Below are 15163 nucleotides of genomic sequence, written 5' to 3' on the forward strand. Positions count from 1 at the left end.
GCGGCATTCTCCGGCCGGAGGCTGCGCCGCTGCGGCCGCCGGGGGCGCGGGGAACAACGGAGACTGCACGGCCGGACCGGTTGTGCGTCGCGCTTGCGAGCCGAGCCGGAGGGCCCTCGCCGCGAGGGCCGGGATTCAAGGGACACGAGGGGGTTATTTCGCGTCGAGCATTTCCCGAATGCGCCTCAGGAGGAGCTCGGGTGGGAACGGCTTGGGCAGGAAGGTCTGGTGCGGTCCCAGTTCCAGCAGTCGGCCGGCCATTTCCTCGCTGTAGCCGCTGAACAGGATCACGCGGAGGTTCGGCCGATCGGCCTGCAGGTGCCGGGCCAGTTCCCGGCCGTTCATGGGGCCGGGCATGACGATGTCGGTGAGCAGCGCGCGGATCTCGCGGCGGTGCCGGGCCCAGACTTCCAGCGCCTCGGCGGCGTCTCCGGCCTCGTGGACGGTGTAGCCGTGGCGTTCCAGGGCGGCGCGGGTGAGGCGCCGCAGGGACGCGTCATCCTCCACCAGCAACACGGTTTCGGTGCCGCGCGGGGGGCGACTGCGGGGTTCTGCGCCCGGCCCGGTGGCCGATTGCGTTTCCAGGGGCAGATAGATTTCGAAGGTGGTGCCCTGCCCGGGTGCGCTGCGGACCTCGATCCAGCCCCGATGCTGTTGGACGATGCCGTACACGGTGGCCAGGCCCAGGCCGGTCCCTTTGCCCGGTTCTTTGGTGGTGAAGAAGGGTTCAAAGATGTGCTCGAGGACCTCCCGGGGCATTCCGCATCCCTCATCGCGCACGCGCAACACGGCGTAACGGCCGGGGGCGGCACCGGGGCGGAGTCGCGCCTGCGCCTCGTCCACGAGGCTTTCGGCTGTCTGGATGGTGAGCGACCCGCCCTGGGGCATGGCATCTCGCGCATTTACGGCGAGGTTCATGAGAACCTGGTCCAGCATGCCGGGATCGGCACGCAGGAAAAGCGGTCCGGGATGCAGATCGAGTTGGAGCCGGACATCCTCACCGATGATACGCTGGAGCATCCTGGCGATGCCGGTGACGCTTTCATTGAGGTCGAGTATGCGCATTTGCATGACCTGGCGCCGGCTGAAGAGCAGGAGCTGGCGGGTCAGGTTGGCTGCGCGCTCGGCGGCGGCGTGGATTTGTTGCAGCCCTTCGCGGAGGGCAGGGGTGAGGGCCTCCTCGTCACTGAGCAGTTCGGTCTGCATGATGATGGCGGTGAGGATGTTGTTGAAGTCGTGTGCCACGCCTCCGGCGAGGCGGCCGACGGCCTCCATTTTCTGCGCCTGTAACAGTTGCTGTTCCAGTTCGCGTTCACGGGTGATGTCCCGGGTGACACCCACCCAGCGGTTGACCCGGCCGTCCGGTCCGAGCACCGGGTAGATGTGGGAGCGCACCCAGCGGACGCGGCGGTCGGGACGGACGATGCGGTACTCGACATCGCGGGGGCCCGGCTCGACAGATTCGGCGTTGAGCAGTTGGATCCGGTCACGATCCTCCGGGTGCACGAAATCCAGCCAGGCTTTGGGGTTTTCTTCCAGCCGTCGGGCGGGGATGCCCCAGATCCTTTCGAAGGCGGGGCTCACGTAGAGGAATTGCTGGGAGTGTGCGTCCTTGATCCAGAATAAGTCCTCCAAGGTGTCGGCCAGTTGCCGGAAACGTTCCTCGCTGGCGGCGAGGCGCGCCTCGGCCTGGCGGCGGGCCTCTTCCCGGGCCGCGGCTTCGAGCGCGAAGCCGATGTCCTGGGCCAGTTCGCTGAGCAGCTGGGTTTCCTCGGCGTCGAAGAAGCCTGGCGCGGGCGCGTAGAGGTTGAGGACTCCCCGGACCCGACCTTCCACGAGCAATGGGAAGGAGGCCATTGCGCGGTAACCGCGAGCAAGGGCCGCTTCTTGCCAGGACTGGGCTTCCGGCGCGAGGGCGATGTCATTGCACACTGCCGGGCGTGCCGTGGCGAGTGCGTCCCGGGTGAGGGTGCATCCGAGGGCCGGATCTCCCAAAAACCGGTTGACGATGAGGAGGGTGTCGGGATCGGCTCCGGCGCTGGCGACGACCTGCAGCGGGCCATCGGGCTCTTTGGTGAGGGCGGCACAGGCCATTACGAAACCTCCCGTGTGCACGGCGATGCGGCAGGCACCTTCGAGCAGTGCCGTGGGGCGGCCTTCGCGGACGATGAGCTGGTTGATCTGGCTTAGAACGGCGTAGGTGCGGTTGAGCCGTGCGAGCCGTTCTTCTGCCAGGCGTTGCTCGGTGATGTCCTGGGAGGCGCCGTATACCCGGATCACGCGGGTTCCGGTCTGGTCGAAGACCGGCTCGGCATAATCCCGCAGCCATCGGATCTGACCGGCCGGGGTGATCCAGCGCATTTCGCACACGTCGCGTTGGCCTGCGGCCACCTTGCGTGCGTGCTCCAGAGCCTTGGGCAGGTCATCGGGGTGGACCAGGGTTTGCCAGCCGCCCCGGGCGATGACCTGCTCCAAGGTCAGGCCGAACACGCGGGTGAAGGATTCCGTGACCCATTCACCGATCAGTTCGCCCTCGGGGGTGACGCGGAAGATGTAGGCGTAGTCGGAGATCAGGTTGGCGATGATCCGGTTGCGTGTGTCGCTTTCCCGGAGGGCTTCTTCGGCCCGTTTGCGGTCGGTGATGTCGATGGCACTCCCGATGGCCGCCGGGCGATTCTCCCAGAGGATGGCGGCGGCTGCAAAATCGATCCAACGTTCCGTGCCATCCTTGTGCAACAGCTTGAACTCGTAGCGCGCTGGCACAGGTTCGCCCCGTTGTCGGGCCAGGCCGCGATGGCGGACCAGTTCACGGTGATCCGGGTGAACAACCTCCCAGAACCGGGTTTGCAGGAGTTCCTCTTCAGACCGGCCGGTCAGGGTGCAGGCTGCCGGGTTGACATACACGAACCGTTCTCCGGCGTACACGAAGATGGCGGTGGCGGAGCATTCGGCCAGGCGCCGGAACCGTTCCTCGCTCTGGCGGAGGGCTTCCTGGACCGCATGCAGGTCGGTGATATCCCACAACACATTGACCGCGCCGGTCAGACGGCCGGATGCATCGGTCAAAGGCGCCGCGCAAGCCAGGGCGTGTCGCCGGGACCCATCGGGTCGCTCGACGATCACTTCGCCGCCGGCGACGGGTTGTTGCGTGCGCAGGCAGTGGGCCGTCCAGGACTCGGTGGGGTCCAGGGCCGTGCCGTCCGGGCGATGGAGGCTGAATGAACCGCAGAAACGATCGGCCGGATCGCGCAAGCGCGGTTCCCGTCCCCAGAGTTCCCGGGCCCGTGTGTTGTAGTAGGTGATGAGGCCCTCGGCATCGCAAATGTATGCGGCTGCGGGCAGGACCTCGAGGGTCTGCCACAGTTGGTCCTGCGCGCTCTGGAGCGCCCGGTTGGTCTCCCGCAGTTCGGCACATTTCTTTTCCAGTTTGCGCAGGAGCGCACGGGCATAACGTTCCTCCAGTTGGGCCGGATCGGGGAGCGGGGCCGGCTCCGCGGCACGCATGGGGCGCTGCCGTGCCTGCTCCAACAGGCCGCGCAACTCTTCGAGAAAGGGTTCCGGTTCGGCGGGCTTGACGAGGAATGCATCCGCGCCGAGGTCGCGGGCGAGCTGTTCGTCCTCGGGCTCCGTGTAGGTTGCGGTGTAGACCAGCAGGGGGATGGCGCGCAGTTTGGGGTCGGCCTTCCATTCCCGCAGCAGGGTGAACCCGTCCATCACCGGCATGAGCAGGTCGGTGATCACCAGGTCGGGCGGCTGTTGCCGGGCCAGTTCGAGCGCTGCGGCGCCGTGGGAGGCTTCCACGACCTCGTACCCGTACCCGGCCAGGAGCGACCGCAGCAGGTAGAGGTTTTCGGGATGATCATCCACGATGAGGATGCGCATGGTTCATCGAGTGGTTGAGGGACGAAAACGGGATGCGTGGCGAGTGCCCGGCTCGACCCGGGGAGGTTGGCCCGGGGGCTGACGGAGGCAGGTGCGGAGGGTTTCAGACCATGGCCGGGGCAGCATGGCGTCATGCCGGGTTGTGCCGGTTCTGGCCGGGCGGGTGGGAAGGCGTGCCGGCGTGGGTGGCGGCCAGCGCCTCCACTTCGCGAACGAACGTGTCGGGTTGGATCGGTTTCTCGATGTAACCGGTGCAACCTGCGGCCAGCGCCTTTTCGCGGTCGCCTGTCATGGCGTAGGAGGTCACGGCTATCACCGGTGTGCGTTCCAGTCCGGGCACCTGGCGCAAAGCCCGGGCCACTGCGTAGCCATCCATGCCGGGTAACTGGATGTCCAACAGGATCACGTCATACCGTTCCTGGGTGGCCAGGGCCAGACCTGTCCGGCCATCGGGGGCGGTCGTCACCGTGTGACCGGCCTTCTCCAGCAAGTAGGTGGCCAGGTAACGATTGGCTTCGTTGTCTTCGATCATCAAGATGCGCATGAGACGTGGGTGGGGTGGGGTTGTTGTTTCGAACAGGCGGCTGTTTTCGGGTGACGGCCGGCCGGCTCCGGACGGTGTCACGGAGGGGACGCTCGGTGGGGGGCGGTGGAAAGGCTTCGATGGACCGCCACTGCGGGTGTGACTGCCCGGGTGGAAAGCTTGGTCTCATGGTGGTGGCGTTGCTTTGGCGTTGGGAGGGTGCGGTTGTTCAGGGACTTCCAACGGAAGGAGGACGGTGAATGTGCTGCCCCGTCCCGGCTCGCTCTCGAGCTCGATCCGGCCGCCCAGCAGCCCGGCCAGGCGGCGGCAGATGGCCAGACCGAGGCCCGTTCCTTCGTGCGGGCGGTCCAGCCCGGTTTGGAGCTGTTGAAACGGTTGAAACAGTTTGTCGAAGTCTTCTCTTGCGATCCCGGGACCCGTGTCTGCGACCTGGAATCTCAACAGAGTACCGTTCTCAACCAGGTCCACCTGCACGCGGACGCCGCCCTGCTGGGTGAACTTCACCGCGTTGGCGAGCAGGTTGAGCAGGATCTGTCCGAGCCGCCGGGCATCGCCCAGGGCCCGGCCCACGGTTGGATCCATCTGGACTTCCAGAGTCAGGCCCCTGGCTTCTGCGCGGGGTCGGACGGAGGCCACCACATGCTCGACCACCGCGCGAACGTCGTAGGGGGTGCGTGCGATCCTGAGCTGGCCCGCCTCGATCTTGGAAAGGTCCAGCACGTCATTGATCAGCGCCAGCAGGTGGCGGGCACTGTCCCGAACCATCGTGAGCTGTTTGCGTTGTTCTTCATTGAGGGCTCCGGGCAATTCCTGCAACAGCACGCCGGCGAATCCCAGAATGGAGTTCAGCGGGGTGCGCAGTTCATGGCTCATTGTGGCCAGGAAGGCCGACTTCACCCCGTCCGCCTCCTGCGCCCGTGCGAGGGCGGTTTCCAAAGCGCGGTTCAATCTCCGCAGCTCTTCCTCGCTGCGGCGCCGGCGCTCGACTTCTTCCCGGATCCACACGAAGCTTGCCACGATCGCCGCCACGCAGGCTGTGCCGAGGAGAAGGAACCCGAGCTCGAGCCAGTCGGGCAAAGGGGCTGCTGCCGTCCAGAGGAGGATCGCCAACCACACGGTCGTCAGGAGAACAACCGCCAGGAAGAAGGCCGCGGAAGCGCGCCGTAGCGTTTCGGGGCGGAACATCCCGAAACACCCGGCTCTGCCGTTGGAGGCGGGCGCGGACATAGCGTACGGCCCACTTCTTAGCTCCGATTCCGGCGAGCCGGCAAGCCCGGAGGAGCGGTCGCACTCCGGGTGTGGCGGTTCGGGAAAAGGCTGACGGAACGTTTCTGCTCGGCAGAATGGGGCCCGTGCGGAAATTTTGGAGGACGCTGGTGGCGCTTTTGTTGGTGCCGAGCTGTGTGGGGGCGGCGCGCGTGTTGTTCCGCGTGGTTTCGGCCAGCGACGGGCTCGCCACCTTTTGGCTGCCCTTCCTTTGCGGGGTCGCCTGTTGGGTGGTGATCTTCTGGCTGTTGCCGCGGCCGATGTGGCTTTATGTGTTCGGGCATGAACTGACGCATGCCCTGGCGACCTGGTTGTGCGGGGGGCGGGTCAGGCGGATGCGCGTGACCTCACGCGGGGGCCATGTGCTCGTGAGCAAGGCCAACTGGTGGGTGACTCTGGCGCCGTACTTCGTGCCCATTTATGTGATCCTGGTTCTGGCGGGTTACGGCCTGGGCCATCTTTTTTGGGGCTGGGGCCGGCATCCGGAGTGGCTGTATCTGTTGCTGGGTGCGGCCTATGCCTTTCATCTGACGCTGACCGGCCAGGTTCTCTCGCAAACCCGGCAGACGGACATCACCAGCCAGGGCGTGTTGTTCTCGGGGGTGATCATTGTCCTGGGCAACCTGATCGTGCCCATGTTGGGTCTGCCGCTGTTGACCGGTGTGGCTCCACTGGGGACGGTCTTGGCGTGGTGGTGGCAGGAAACCGCACGCGTCTGGCTCTGGTTGAGCCGGGTCTTCTGAGCCGGTGGGAAGGGATGGTCCGGAAACATCCGGCCGGGTTCAGGCGATCGGCTCCGACCAATACCCCACCGGGCGGGTCACGCGCCGGATCTGACGTTGCGCGGGGCTTTCCAGCGTGTAGATGGCGAACTCGAAGGGTTCCTGCCGGTAGCAGCCGTGCCACCACCGGCTCAGCCGGTGCGTGAGCACCCACCAGGGCGCCAGCAGGCGCATCCATAAAGGGGCGCTTTGGCGGAGCCGACGCCACTCGGCCCGGGCCTGCTCCTGACGGCTGAGGTTGCTTCCCGTCCAGGTGAAAGCGGAGGTGAATCTTCCGAGTGTCCCCATGCGCACCCCGGCGCGCAGGAGGCGGACCATCCACTCGCCGTCCCCGCCGCAACGCCAATCGGGGTCGAGCCAAAAGCCGCCGGGATCCAACAGCCGCCTCCGGAAGAACATTCCGCAGCTGTAGGTGCCGAGGTGACAGGTCCAGGTGTGTGCCAGGCGTGGCGGTTCGACCTTCCGGTGGAAGAGGTAACGCCCCTGCGCGTCCACCATCACCACGTGGCCGAAGACCACATCCACGTCCGGATGTGCCTCGAACCAGGCCGCCACCGCACGGAGCGCTCCGGGCAGGTACTGCTCATCAGCATTCAACCAGGCACAAATCTCGCCGGTGCCCCGACGGAGCCCGCGGTTGATGGCATCGTACATGCCGCCGTCCGGCTCCACATGGAGTTGCACGCGGGGATCGGCCCGGACCCAGTCCAATGTGCCGTCGTCGGAACCTGCGTCCTGGATGATATGTTCCGCAGGTACGCCCTGGTCGGCCACGGAGGCGATGCAGAGCCTCAGCCACGGACCGGGGCGGTAACTCGGCGTGACGATGGTGAACTGCATGAGCGGATGGACCAGGCGCTTGAAACCGGAGCGGTGCGTCCCCTGGCCGCGGAAGGCCGGCGCCGGAGCCGGGCCGATCCTATGGCGCGTGCGCCGGTACGGGTCGCAACACCCGGGCCGGGTTCCCTGCCACGATGGTACGGGGCGGCACGTCGCGCGTGACCACGCTGCCCGCGCCCACGATGGCGCCCTCCCCGATGGTGACGCCGCAGAGGATGGTGGCACCGCTGCCGATTGAGGCCCGGCGACAGACGCGCGTGGGTATCACCTGCCAGTCCTTTTCGCTCTGGGGCGTGCCGTCCGGGTTGGCCGCCCGGGGGTAACGATCATTGATGAAGACCACGCCGTGTCCGATGAAGCATTCGTCCTCGATGATCACGCCCTCGCAAATGAAGGTGTGACTGGAGATCTTGCAGCGCGCCCCGATGCGCGCGTTCTTCTGGATCTCCACGAAAGTGCCGATCCGGGTTTCGTCACCGATCTCGCATCCGTACAAGTTGACGAACCCGTGGATGCGTACATCCCGTCCGAGTTTGACATCGGGGGCGATCCTGGAGAATTCGGGCATTCCAGATGTGCTCATGCCGGCAGCATAGTTTGACTGGCGACGGAAGCCAGTCCGGGGTTCGTTTTCGTGCCGGCCTTCGAGTGTTCAACGGGCGGCAGGACCGTGGGCATTCCCGATGTGTTCTCTCACGGGGGGCTGGGGGAGTGCCTTGGGAGACGCGTCCGGAACAGGGGTTTCTCTCCGGGAATGCGGAGACCGGCGCTGTCCGAGGGTTGGGTCCTCGAGGGCATGCTCCGCGGGACTGCCGGGACCTGGCGGATGGACGGATGATCCCTGGTCTGCCTGAAAGGCCGGCTCATTGGGGGAGGCTGGCACCCAATGCCCGCTCTGCCGGGGCGGCGTGAGGTGGGCGGCACGCGTCGGGAAGCCAGAAGGCGCAAGAGCCGGACAAAGGCCTTGCGGATGGGCAAAAGGAAAGACCTGTTGTGGAGACGGTCCGACCGGTTGTCAGGGGTGGCCGAAGGGGGCGAGCCGGCGGAGGCGGAAGGGTTGGCGCGCGGCAATGGGCGGGGGTAGCATGCGGTTCATGCGGGCGTGGTACAGAGGCGGCTTTCGGGCCGCGTGCGTGAAGGGTGCGCTGATCCTGGTGTTGGGTACCGCTCGAGCGGCCGAGGCCGGGGCGGCGCGGTGGAGTTGGGAGGAGGAGCATGCGGAGGTGGATCCCCGTGGGGATTTGCGGTGGCAACCGCGGCCGTTCCGGTTCGAAAAGGGCGGATCGGTTCGGTACATCGATTACGAGCAGGGGGATGACGGGAACCCTGGGGACGAGCCGGACCGGCCGTGGCGGCATCATCCCTGGGATCCGAACGCGACCGGGCGTGCGGCGGCGGAGCGGGGTGTGCACACCTATGTTTTCAAGCGGGGCGTGGTGTATCGGGGTCGGTTGGTGGTGCGGGATGCGGGACGGCCGGGGGAACCGATCCGGCTGACGAGCGATCCCGGGTGGGGAAGCGGAGAGGCGGTGATTTGCGGGTCGGAGCGGGTAACAAACTGGGTGCGGGGCGCGACGCATCCGGACATTCCGGAGCCGGAGAAGGTATGGTGGGCGGACGTGGACTGGTTGCCGCGGTCGGTCTGGTGGGCCGATGCCCCGGGCGGGGTGAAACGGATTCCGCTGGCCCGGACGCCGAACTGGAAGGTTTCGAACCCGGACGATGTGAAGAGCGAGTGGTGGGAGTGGGAGAATCCGGGTCGGCCGTTCGGCAACGTGACGACGAACCGGCAGGGCCGTTTTTTGCACCTGGGGATCGACACGCGGCACATAAGGGAGAAACCGGCTGAGTATTTCCTGGGTGCGCTGGTATGGACGGAGTTCGGCTGGGTGATGAGCGCCCCGTACCCGACGGAGGTGGAGGTGGTGGATCTGGAGCGGCACGGGCTGGGTTTTGCGGGTTGGACGGGTGGCGGCACGAACGGTGTGATCATGCGGGGGATGCGGTATTACCTGGAGGACAAGCCGCATTACCTGGACGATCCGGAGGGCGAGTTTTGGTTCGAACGGCGGGGGCGCGGGGGGCGGTTGTATTTGCGGCTGCCGGAGGGGGTGGATCCGCGGGTGGCGCAGGTGGAGGTGGGCCGGTGGAGCAATCTGGTGGAGGGTCGCCGGGTGGAGCATCTGCACATCACGGGCCTGACATTCCGGTTCACCACGCCGCACTGGGATCTGACGGCTCCGCCGTGGGATTTTCGGACGGTGCCGTGGTTGCTGCGTCCGGAGCAACATCCGGGGTGCGTGTGGATCTGGGGCGAGGGCCGGGACATCCGGATTGCGAACTGCCGGTTCGAACATGTGGTGATGCCGGTGCGCATCCGGTCGGTGGAACGGGGCCAGGTGGTGGATGGCGTGCGCATCGAGGACAACGAGGTTCGGTTCACGGATCACGGGATTTTTTCGGTATGCGACGGTGGTGCCTGGGGATATGCGGATTTGCGGGGCCGGCTGGGGGACGTGCGGATTTACCGGAACCGATCCTGCGAGACGGCGCGACGTCCGTCGCGGTACAGCAACGGGATCGGGATCGAGGTGGCGGGGGCTCGTACGGTGGAGATCGCCGGCAATGTCATCGAACGGACCTATGCGCAGGGGATCGATGTCGTCGGCGGCAAACGAAACGGTGCCTGGGGCGACGTGCCGTTCACGCGAATTCTGATCCATCAAAACAAGGTTTGGGATTGTTTGTTGAACTGTAACGATTTTGGAGGGATCGAGACCTGGCAGGGTGGACCGGCGTATGTGTTCAACAACGTGGTGCACAATCCGCTGGGGTACCGACATTGGAATCGGTACACGGGGACGGATGCCGGCTTTGGTCACGCGTATTATCTGGACGGGGCGTTCAAGAATTATCATTTCAACAACATCGCGTGGGGCCGGGGCCGGGATCCGAAGGGCCCGGTGGTGAATTGCTCGGCGTTTCAGGAAATCATCAGCTATCAGAACACCTTCTTTCACAACACGGTTTACAACTTTCACACCGGCTCGCGCCGGCAGGAACCGCGGGCGGGCCGGAACAAGTATCTGGGCAACGTGTGGGAGGGGATCGGGACCCATGTACTTCGGCATGCGGACCCGGCCCGGTCGCGCCCGGAGGGTGAGGTGCGCCAGTGGCAGCCTTCGAAGGTTCGGTACGCACTGGAGCTGAACGCTTACGCCCGGAATGTGTTTCATGATTTCGGGCAGATGGGTGTGTTGGAGCCCTCGGGCCGGTGGTTGTCCGGGTTCGACGATTTCCGCAGGGTGTTGCTGGAGCAGGGGAGTCTGGCCTGTGACCTGGGGGTGGTCAGCCGGGAGCCGGTGTTGGAGGATCCGGAGCACGGAGATTTCCGGCCCCGGGCGGGCTCGCCTGCGATTGACGGCGGGGCGCGGGTGTTTGTGCCGTGGGCGCTGTCGGGTGTGGTGGGGGAATGGCACTTTTACGCGCCGGTCGGGGATCCCACGGTGATTCCGGACGAACACTGGTATCTGACGGACTATCACGTTTCGCGGGACACGTATGATCAGCGGCCGACCCATCCGTTGCAGGTGGTGAACGGCCGGGCGGAGGACTACGAGGTGGGGTGGTTGGAGGATTGGACGCGCGGGGCGCTGCGGTTTCGAGCGGAGCGGCGGATGTATGCGCGGGTGTCTCATGCGGAGATGATGCGTCCGTTTCGGTTCACGGATCTGAAGCGGAGCCGGCACGAGAATCCGCAGCCGGAACCGCACGTGGTGGAAGGGGAGGCGTTGCGGAATCCGCAGGTGCATCGTTCCGGTTTGCTGATCGAGGTGGTGTTCCGGACGGTTGCGGGCCGGGCGGGGGCGGTGCTGGTGGAGAAACGGCGCGGCACGGGCTACAGCCTGGCCCTGACGGAGGATGGGCGGGTGCGATTCGAGGTGGGTCCGGTGGAGGGCGGCTGGCGGGTGCTGAGCGGGAGCGCGGTGCATGACGGTGACTGGCATCATGTGGTGGCGGAGTTGGACCGGGCCGGGCGACGGTTGAGGTTGTACGTGGACGGCCGGCAGGCGGGCGAGGCGACCGGGCCGGACGCCACCGTTTCACTGGCCAACGACGGGGATCTGCACGTTGGAGGGACTCCGGAAGGGCGCTGGCTGGATGGGTGGCTGGATTTCGTGCGGATTGCGCTCGGCACGCTGCGGGAGGCCGACACGACGATCGAGGAGCTGTACGCGTGGGAATTCGACGGGCCGTTTCTCAGGGATTTTGCCGGGCGGCGGCCGGTTGGGGCGCGGCGGGACGCCGGTGCGCTGGAGCGGGTGGAGTGACGGGCAGGGGCGCGCCGGGAAAGGGCTTTCCAGCGATGGGGTTTTTTCGGCAGGTTGGCCCGGCGTTTACGGGCTGATTTGCGAGGGAGCCGAAATGGACCGGTACGAACAGACGCTGGAAAAGCTCCGCGCCCGGCCGGCGAGGTGGCTGGTGACGGGCGCGGCGGGTTTCATAGGATCGCACCTGCTGGAGCAACTGCTGTCGCTGGATCAAACGGTGGTGGCGCTGGACAACTTCAGCACAGGCAAGAGGGAGAATCTGGATGCGGTGCGGCAGCGGGTCACGCCGGAGCAGTGGGGGCGGTGCCGGGTGGTGGAGGGTGACATAGCGGATCCGGCGGTGTGCGCGGCGGCGTGCGAGGGGGTGGACTATGTCCTGCACCATGCGGCGCTGGGGAGTGTGCCCCGGTCCATTGCGGAACCGCGGGCGAGTCATCGGGCGAATGTGACCGGGACACTGGAGTTGCTGGAGGCGGCGCGGCAGGCACGGGTCCGGCGGTTTGTGTATGCATCCAGCAGTTCGGTTTACGGGGACGAGCCGGGTTTGCCGAAGCGGGAGGACCGGATCGGACGGCCGCTGTCGCCCTATGCAGCCACGAAGTGGATGGACGAGATCTACGCCGACACGTGGGGCCGCGTGTACGGGCTGGAATGCATCGGCCTGCGGTATTTCAACGTGTTCGGGCCGCGGCAGGATCCGCACGGTCCTTATGCGGCGGTGATTCCGCGTTGGATGGAGGCATTGTGGCGCGGGGGGACGGTGACGGTGTACGGCGACGGGGAGACTTCCCGGGATTTTTGTTACGTGGGCAATGTGGTGCAGGCGAATCTGTTGGCCGCGACGGTGGAACGGCCCGGGGCGGTGCATCGGGTGTACAACATTGCGGTGGGCGAGCGCACCACGCTGAACGAGCTGTACGAGATTCTGGTGGCCGGGTTGAAACGGTGGCGGCCGGGGCTGGAGCCAGCGCGGCCGGTTTACGAGGATTTCCGACCGGGTGACGTGCGGCACTCCCTGGCGGACATCAGCCTGGCGCGGGAATGGCTGGGGTACGAGCCCCGTCACCGGCTGGCGGAGGGGCTGGAGTTGACGTGGGAATGGTTCGCCACGCGCCGGCCGGCGCCGGTGGGTGCGTGAGCCGGGTGGGGCCCCTCGGGCAGCGTTGTTCGCGGAGAGGAGGGGCGGGAGGGTTGAACCGGCCGGCCGGGGGGCGGTTGGACCGGGGGCGGGCCGACCCCGGTTCAGGTGGCCAGGAGGAGCTCGGCGATTTGGACGGCGTTGAGGGCGGCGCCCTTGAGGAGCTGATCGCCGCAGACCCAGAAGCAGAGTCCGTTGTCGAGCGCGCAATCCTTGCGAATCCGGCCCACGGCGCAATTGTCCTTGCCGGCCTGATGCAGGGGCATAGGGTATTCGCAGCGGGCGGGATCGTCAATGACCTCCAGGCCGGGGGCCTGACGGAGCACGTCAAGGGCGGCCTCCACGGAGACGGGTTTTTCGAATTCCGCACTGACAGCAACGGAGTGGGCGCGGTACACCGGGACGCGCACGCAGGTCACGCTGGCGCGGAAGGTGGGGTGATGCATGATTTTGCGCCCTTCGTTTTCGAGTTTCATTTCCTCGCGCGTGTAGCCGTTGGGCAGAAAGCTGTCCACGTGGGGCAGCACATTGAAGGCAATCTGGTGGGGGTAAACCTCCCGGGTGACGGGTTCCCCGTTGACGATTTGGCGGACCTGCCGCTCGAGTTCGGCGATGGCGCGTGCGCCGGTGCCGGAGACGGCCTGGTAGGAGGAGGCGAAGATGCGGCGGCAGCCGAACGCCTGGTGGAGCGGGTAGAGGGCCATGAGGGTGATGGCGGTGGTGCAGTTGGGGTTGGCGATGATGCCGCGGTGCCAGCGGACGTCCTCGCCGTTGATTTCAGGGACGACGAGCGGGACGGAATCGTCCATGCGAAAGGCGCTGGAATTGTCCACCACGACGCATCCGGCCTTGACGGCCTCGGGGGCGAACTGTTTGGAAATGCTCCCGCCGGCACTGAAGAGCGCCAGATCGATCCCCCGGAAGGAATCGGCACGCAGTTCCTGAACGGAGATTTCCTCCCCCCGGAAGGGGATGCGTTTGCCGGCGGAACGGGCCGACGCCAGCAGCGTCAGCCGGCTGAGGGGGAAATTCCTCCGTTCCAGCGTACGGATCATTTCGATGCCGACGGCGCCCGTCGCACCGACCACGGCCACATGCGGTTGACGATTCATGGTCACTTGGCGGGGCATCTTATCCGAAGGGCGGGGGCTGTCAACGGACCCGGGGTTACGGGGATGGGAAAAGCGCATTGACCCGGGGGCGGCTTCATCTATGATTTTTGCTTAAATTTGCGGGTCATAAGAACGAAAGGACGAAGGACTCTATGGCAGTCAAAGTTGCGATCAACGGGTTCGGCCGCATCGGCCGTTTGGTGTATCGGGCCCTGGTGGAACAGGGGATGGTGGGTCGGGACATCGAGGTGGTGGCCGTGGGCGACATTGTGCCCGCGGACAATCTCGGCTACCTGCTGAAGTACGATTCGACCCAGGGCCGGTTCCAGGGCACCATCGCTTCGGAAAAGTCCAGCCCGGATCGTCCGGACGACGACATTCTGATCGTGAACGGCCACAAGATGAAGGTGGTCAGCGCGAAGGATCCCTCGCAATTGCCGTGGAAAGACCTGGGCGTGGAGGTGGTGATCGAAGCGACCGGGTTGTTCACCGACGTGGAAAAGGCGAAGGGTCACCTGGCGGCCGGGGCCAAGAAGGTGATCATCACCGCGCCGGCCAAGGGCGACTGCCTGACGGTGGTGATGGGGGTCAACCACGACAAGTACGACCCTGCGCAGCACCACATTGTGTCGAACGCATCGTGCACGACGAACTGTCTGGCACCCCTGGTGTACGTCCTGTTGAAGGAGGGCTTCGGCGTGGAGGAAGGTCTGATGACGACCGTGCATGCGTACACGGCGACGCAGAAGGTGGTGGACGGGCCGAGCCGCAAGGATTGGAAGGGCGGCCGGACGGCCGCGATCAACCTGATCCCCTCCTCGACGGGTGCGGCCAAGGCGGTGGGCCTGGTGCTGCCGGAGGTGAAGGGCAAACTGACGGGCATGGCCTTCCGGGTGCCCGTGCCGACCGTTTCCGTGGTGGACCTGACGGTGCGGACGGTCAAGGAGACCAGCTATGCCGAGATCTGCGCGGCGATGAAGAAGGCCAGCGAAACCTATTTGAAGGGCATCCTGGGCTACACCAACGAGGAGGTGGTGAGCACGGACTTCATCCATTGCCCGTTGTCGTCCATTTTTGACGAGGGCTCGGGCATCGAGCTGAACAAGCGGTTCTTCAAGCTGGTGAGCTGGTACGACAACGAGTGGGGGTACAGCTGCCGCGTGGGCGACCTGCTGAAGCTGATGATCCAGAAGGGCGTCTGAGGCGCCTGTTTCCTGCGGAGCACACCCGTCCTCCGCTCCAAACGACCGGCGGTTCTCCGGAGAAAG

At 65.9% G+C, this 15163-nt stretch carries 10 protein-coding genes; 4 read left to right on the forward strand and 6 right to left on the reverse strand.

Annotated elements, in window-relative coordinates:
* Positions 1 to 153: 153 nt before the first annotated feature.
* The 3 genes from ACPDIX_RS12550 to ACPDIX_RS12560 all read right to left on the reverse strand — a co-directional run bounded on the left by ACPDIX_RS12550 (position 154) and on the right by ACPDIX_RS12560 (position 5542).
* Positions 154 to 3882 carry a PAS domain S-box protein gene (locus tag ACPDIX_RS12550; RefSeq protein WP_423432146.1) on the reverse strand — a complete coding sequence of 1243 codons (3729 nt, stop codon included), beginning with the start codon at positions 3880 to 3882 and terminating at the stop codon, positions 154 to 156.
* Positions 3883 to 4012: 130 nt separating this feature from the next.
* Positions 4013 to 4426 carry a response regulator gene (locus ACPDIX_RS12555; RefSeq protein WP_423432147.1) on the reverse strand — a complete coding sequence of 138 codons (414 nt, stop codon included), beginning with the start codon at positions 4424 to 4426 and terminating at the stop codon, positions 4013 to 4015.
* 165 nt (positions 4427 to 4591) lie between these two features.
* A complete protein-coding gene (locus ACPDIX_RS12560; RefSeq protein WP_423432148.1) occupies positions 4592 to 5542 on the reverse strand; it encodes a sensor histidine kinase in 951 nt (316 codons plus the stop codon).
* A gap of 236 nt (positions 5543 to 5778) precedes the next feature.
* Here ACPDIX_RS12560 and ACPDIX_RS12565 point away from each other — a divergent pair, with 236 nt between their 5' ends.
* The gene (locus ACPDIX_RS12565; RefSeq protein ID WP_423432149.1) at positions 5779 to 6435 is read left to right on the forward strand and encodes a M50 family metallopeptidase; all 657 of its coding nucleotides are present in this window, start codon (positions 5779 to 5781) and stop codon (positions 6433 to 6435) included.
* 39 nt (positions 6436 to 6474) lie between these two features.
* On the opposite strand, the gene ACPDIX_RS12570 is transcribed toward ACPDIX_RS12565, so the two are convergent.
* Both ACPDIX_RS12570 and ACPDIX_RS12575 read right to left on the reverse strand, forming a co-directional pair.
* The gene (locus ACPDIX_RS12570) at positions 6475 to 7314 is read right to left on the reverse strand and encodes a glycosyltransferase family 2 protein (RefSeq protein WP_423432150.1); all 840 of its coding nucleotides are present in this window, start codon (positions 7312 to 7314) and stop codon (positions 6475 to 6477) included.
* Between the two features lie 79 nt (positions 7315 to 7393).
* Positions 7394 to 7897, reverse strand: a complete 504-nt coding sequence (locus ACPDIX_RS12575) for an acyltransferase (RefSeq protein ID WP_423432151.1) — start codon at positions 7895 to 7897, stop codon at positions 7394 to 7396.
* A 511-nt stretch (positions 7898 to 8408) separates the two neighbouring features.
* On the opposite strand from ACPDIX_RS12575, the gene ACPDIX_RS12580 reads away from it, so the two are divergent.
* On the forward strand, positions 8409 to 11645 hold the full coding sequence (locus ACPDIX_RS12580; RefSeq protein WP_423432152.1) for a LamG-like jellyroll fold domain-containing protein: 3237 nt from the start codon (positions 8409 to 8411) through the stop codon (positions 11643 to 11645).
* 94 nt (positions 11646 to 11739) lie between these two features.
* Positions 11740 to 12783, forward strand: a complete 1044-nt coding sequence (locus ACPDIX_RS12585; protein WP_423432153.1) for an SDR family oxidoreductase — start codon at positions 11740 to 11742, stop codon at positions 12781 to 12783.
* Between the two features lie 104 nt (positions 12784 to 12887).
* Here ACPDIX_RS12585 and ACPDIX_RS12590 read toward each other — a convergent pair whose 3' ends face one another.
* Positions 12888 to 13895: an aspartate-semialdehyde dehydrogenase gene (locus ACPDIX_RS12590; protein WP_423432154.1), complete on the reverse strand. Its 1008-nt coding sequence runs from the start codon at positions 13893 to 13895 to the stop codon at positions 12888 to 12890.
* 152 nt (positions 13896 to 14047) lie between these two features.
* Between ACPDIX_RS12590 and gap the strand changes: the two genes are divergently transcribed.
* Positions 14048 to 15097, forward strand: a complete 1050-nt coding sequence (gap, locus tag ACPDIX_RS12595; RefSeq protein WP_423432155.1) for a type I glyceraldehyde-3-phosphate dehydrogenase — start codon at positions 14048 to 14050, stop codon at positions 15095 to 15097.
* Positions 15098 to 15163 lie beyond the last annotated feature (66 nt).

It is taken from the genome of Limisphaera sp. 4302-co, assembly GCF_049537155.1.
Taxonomy (GTDB): domain Bacteria; phylum Verrucomicrobiota; class Verrucomicrobiia; order Limisphaerales; family Limisphaeraceae; genus Limisphaera.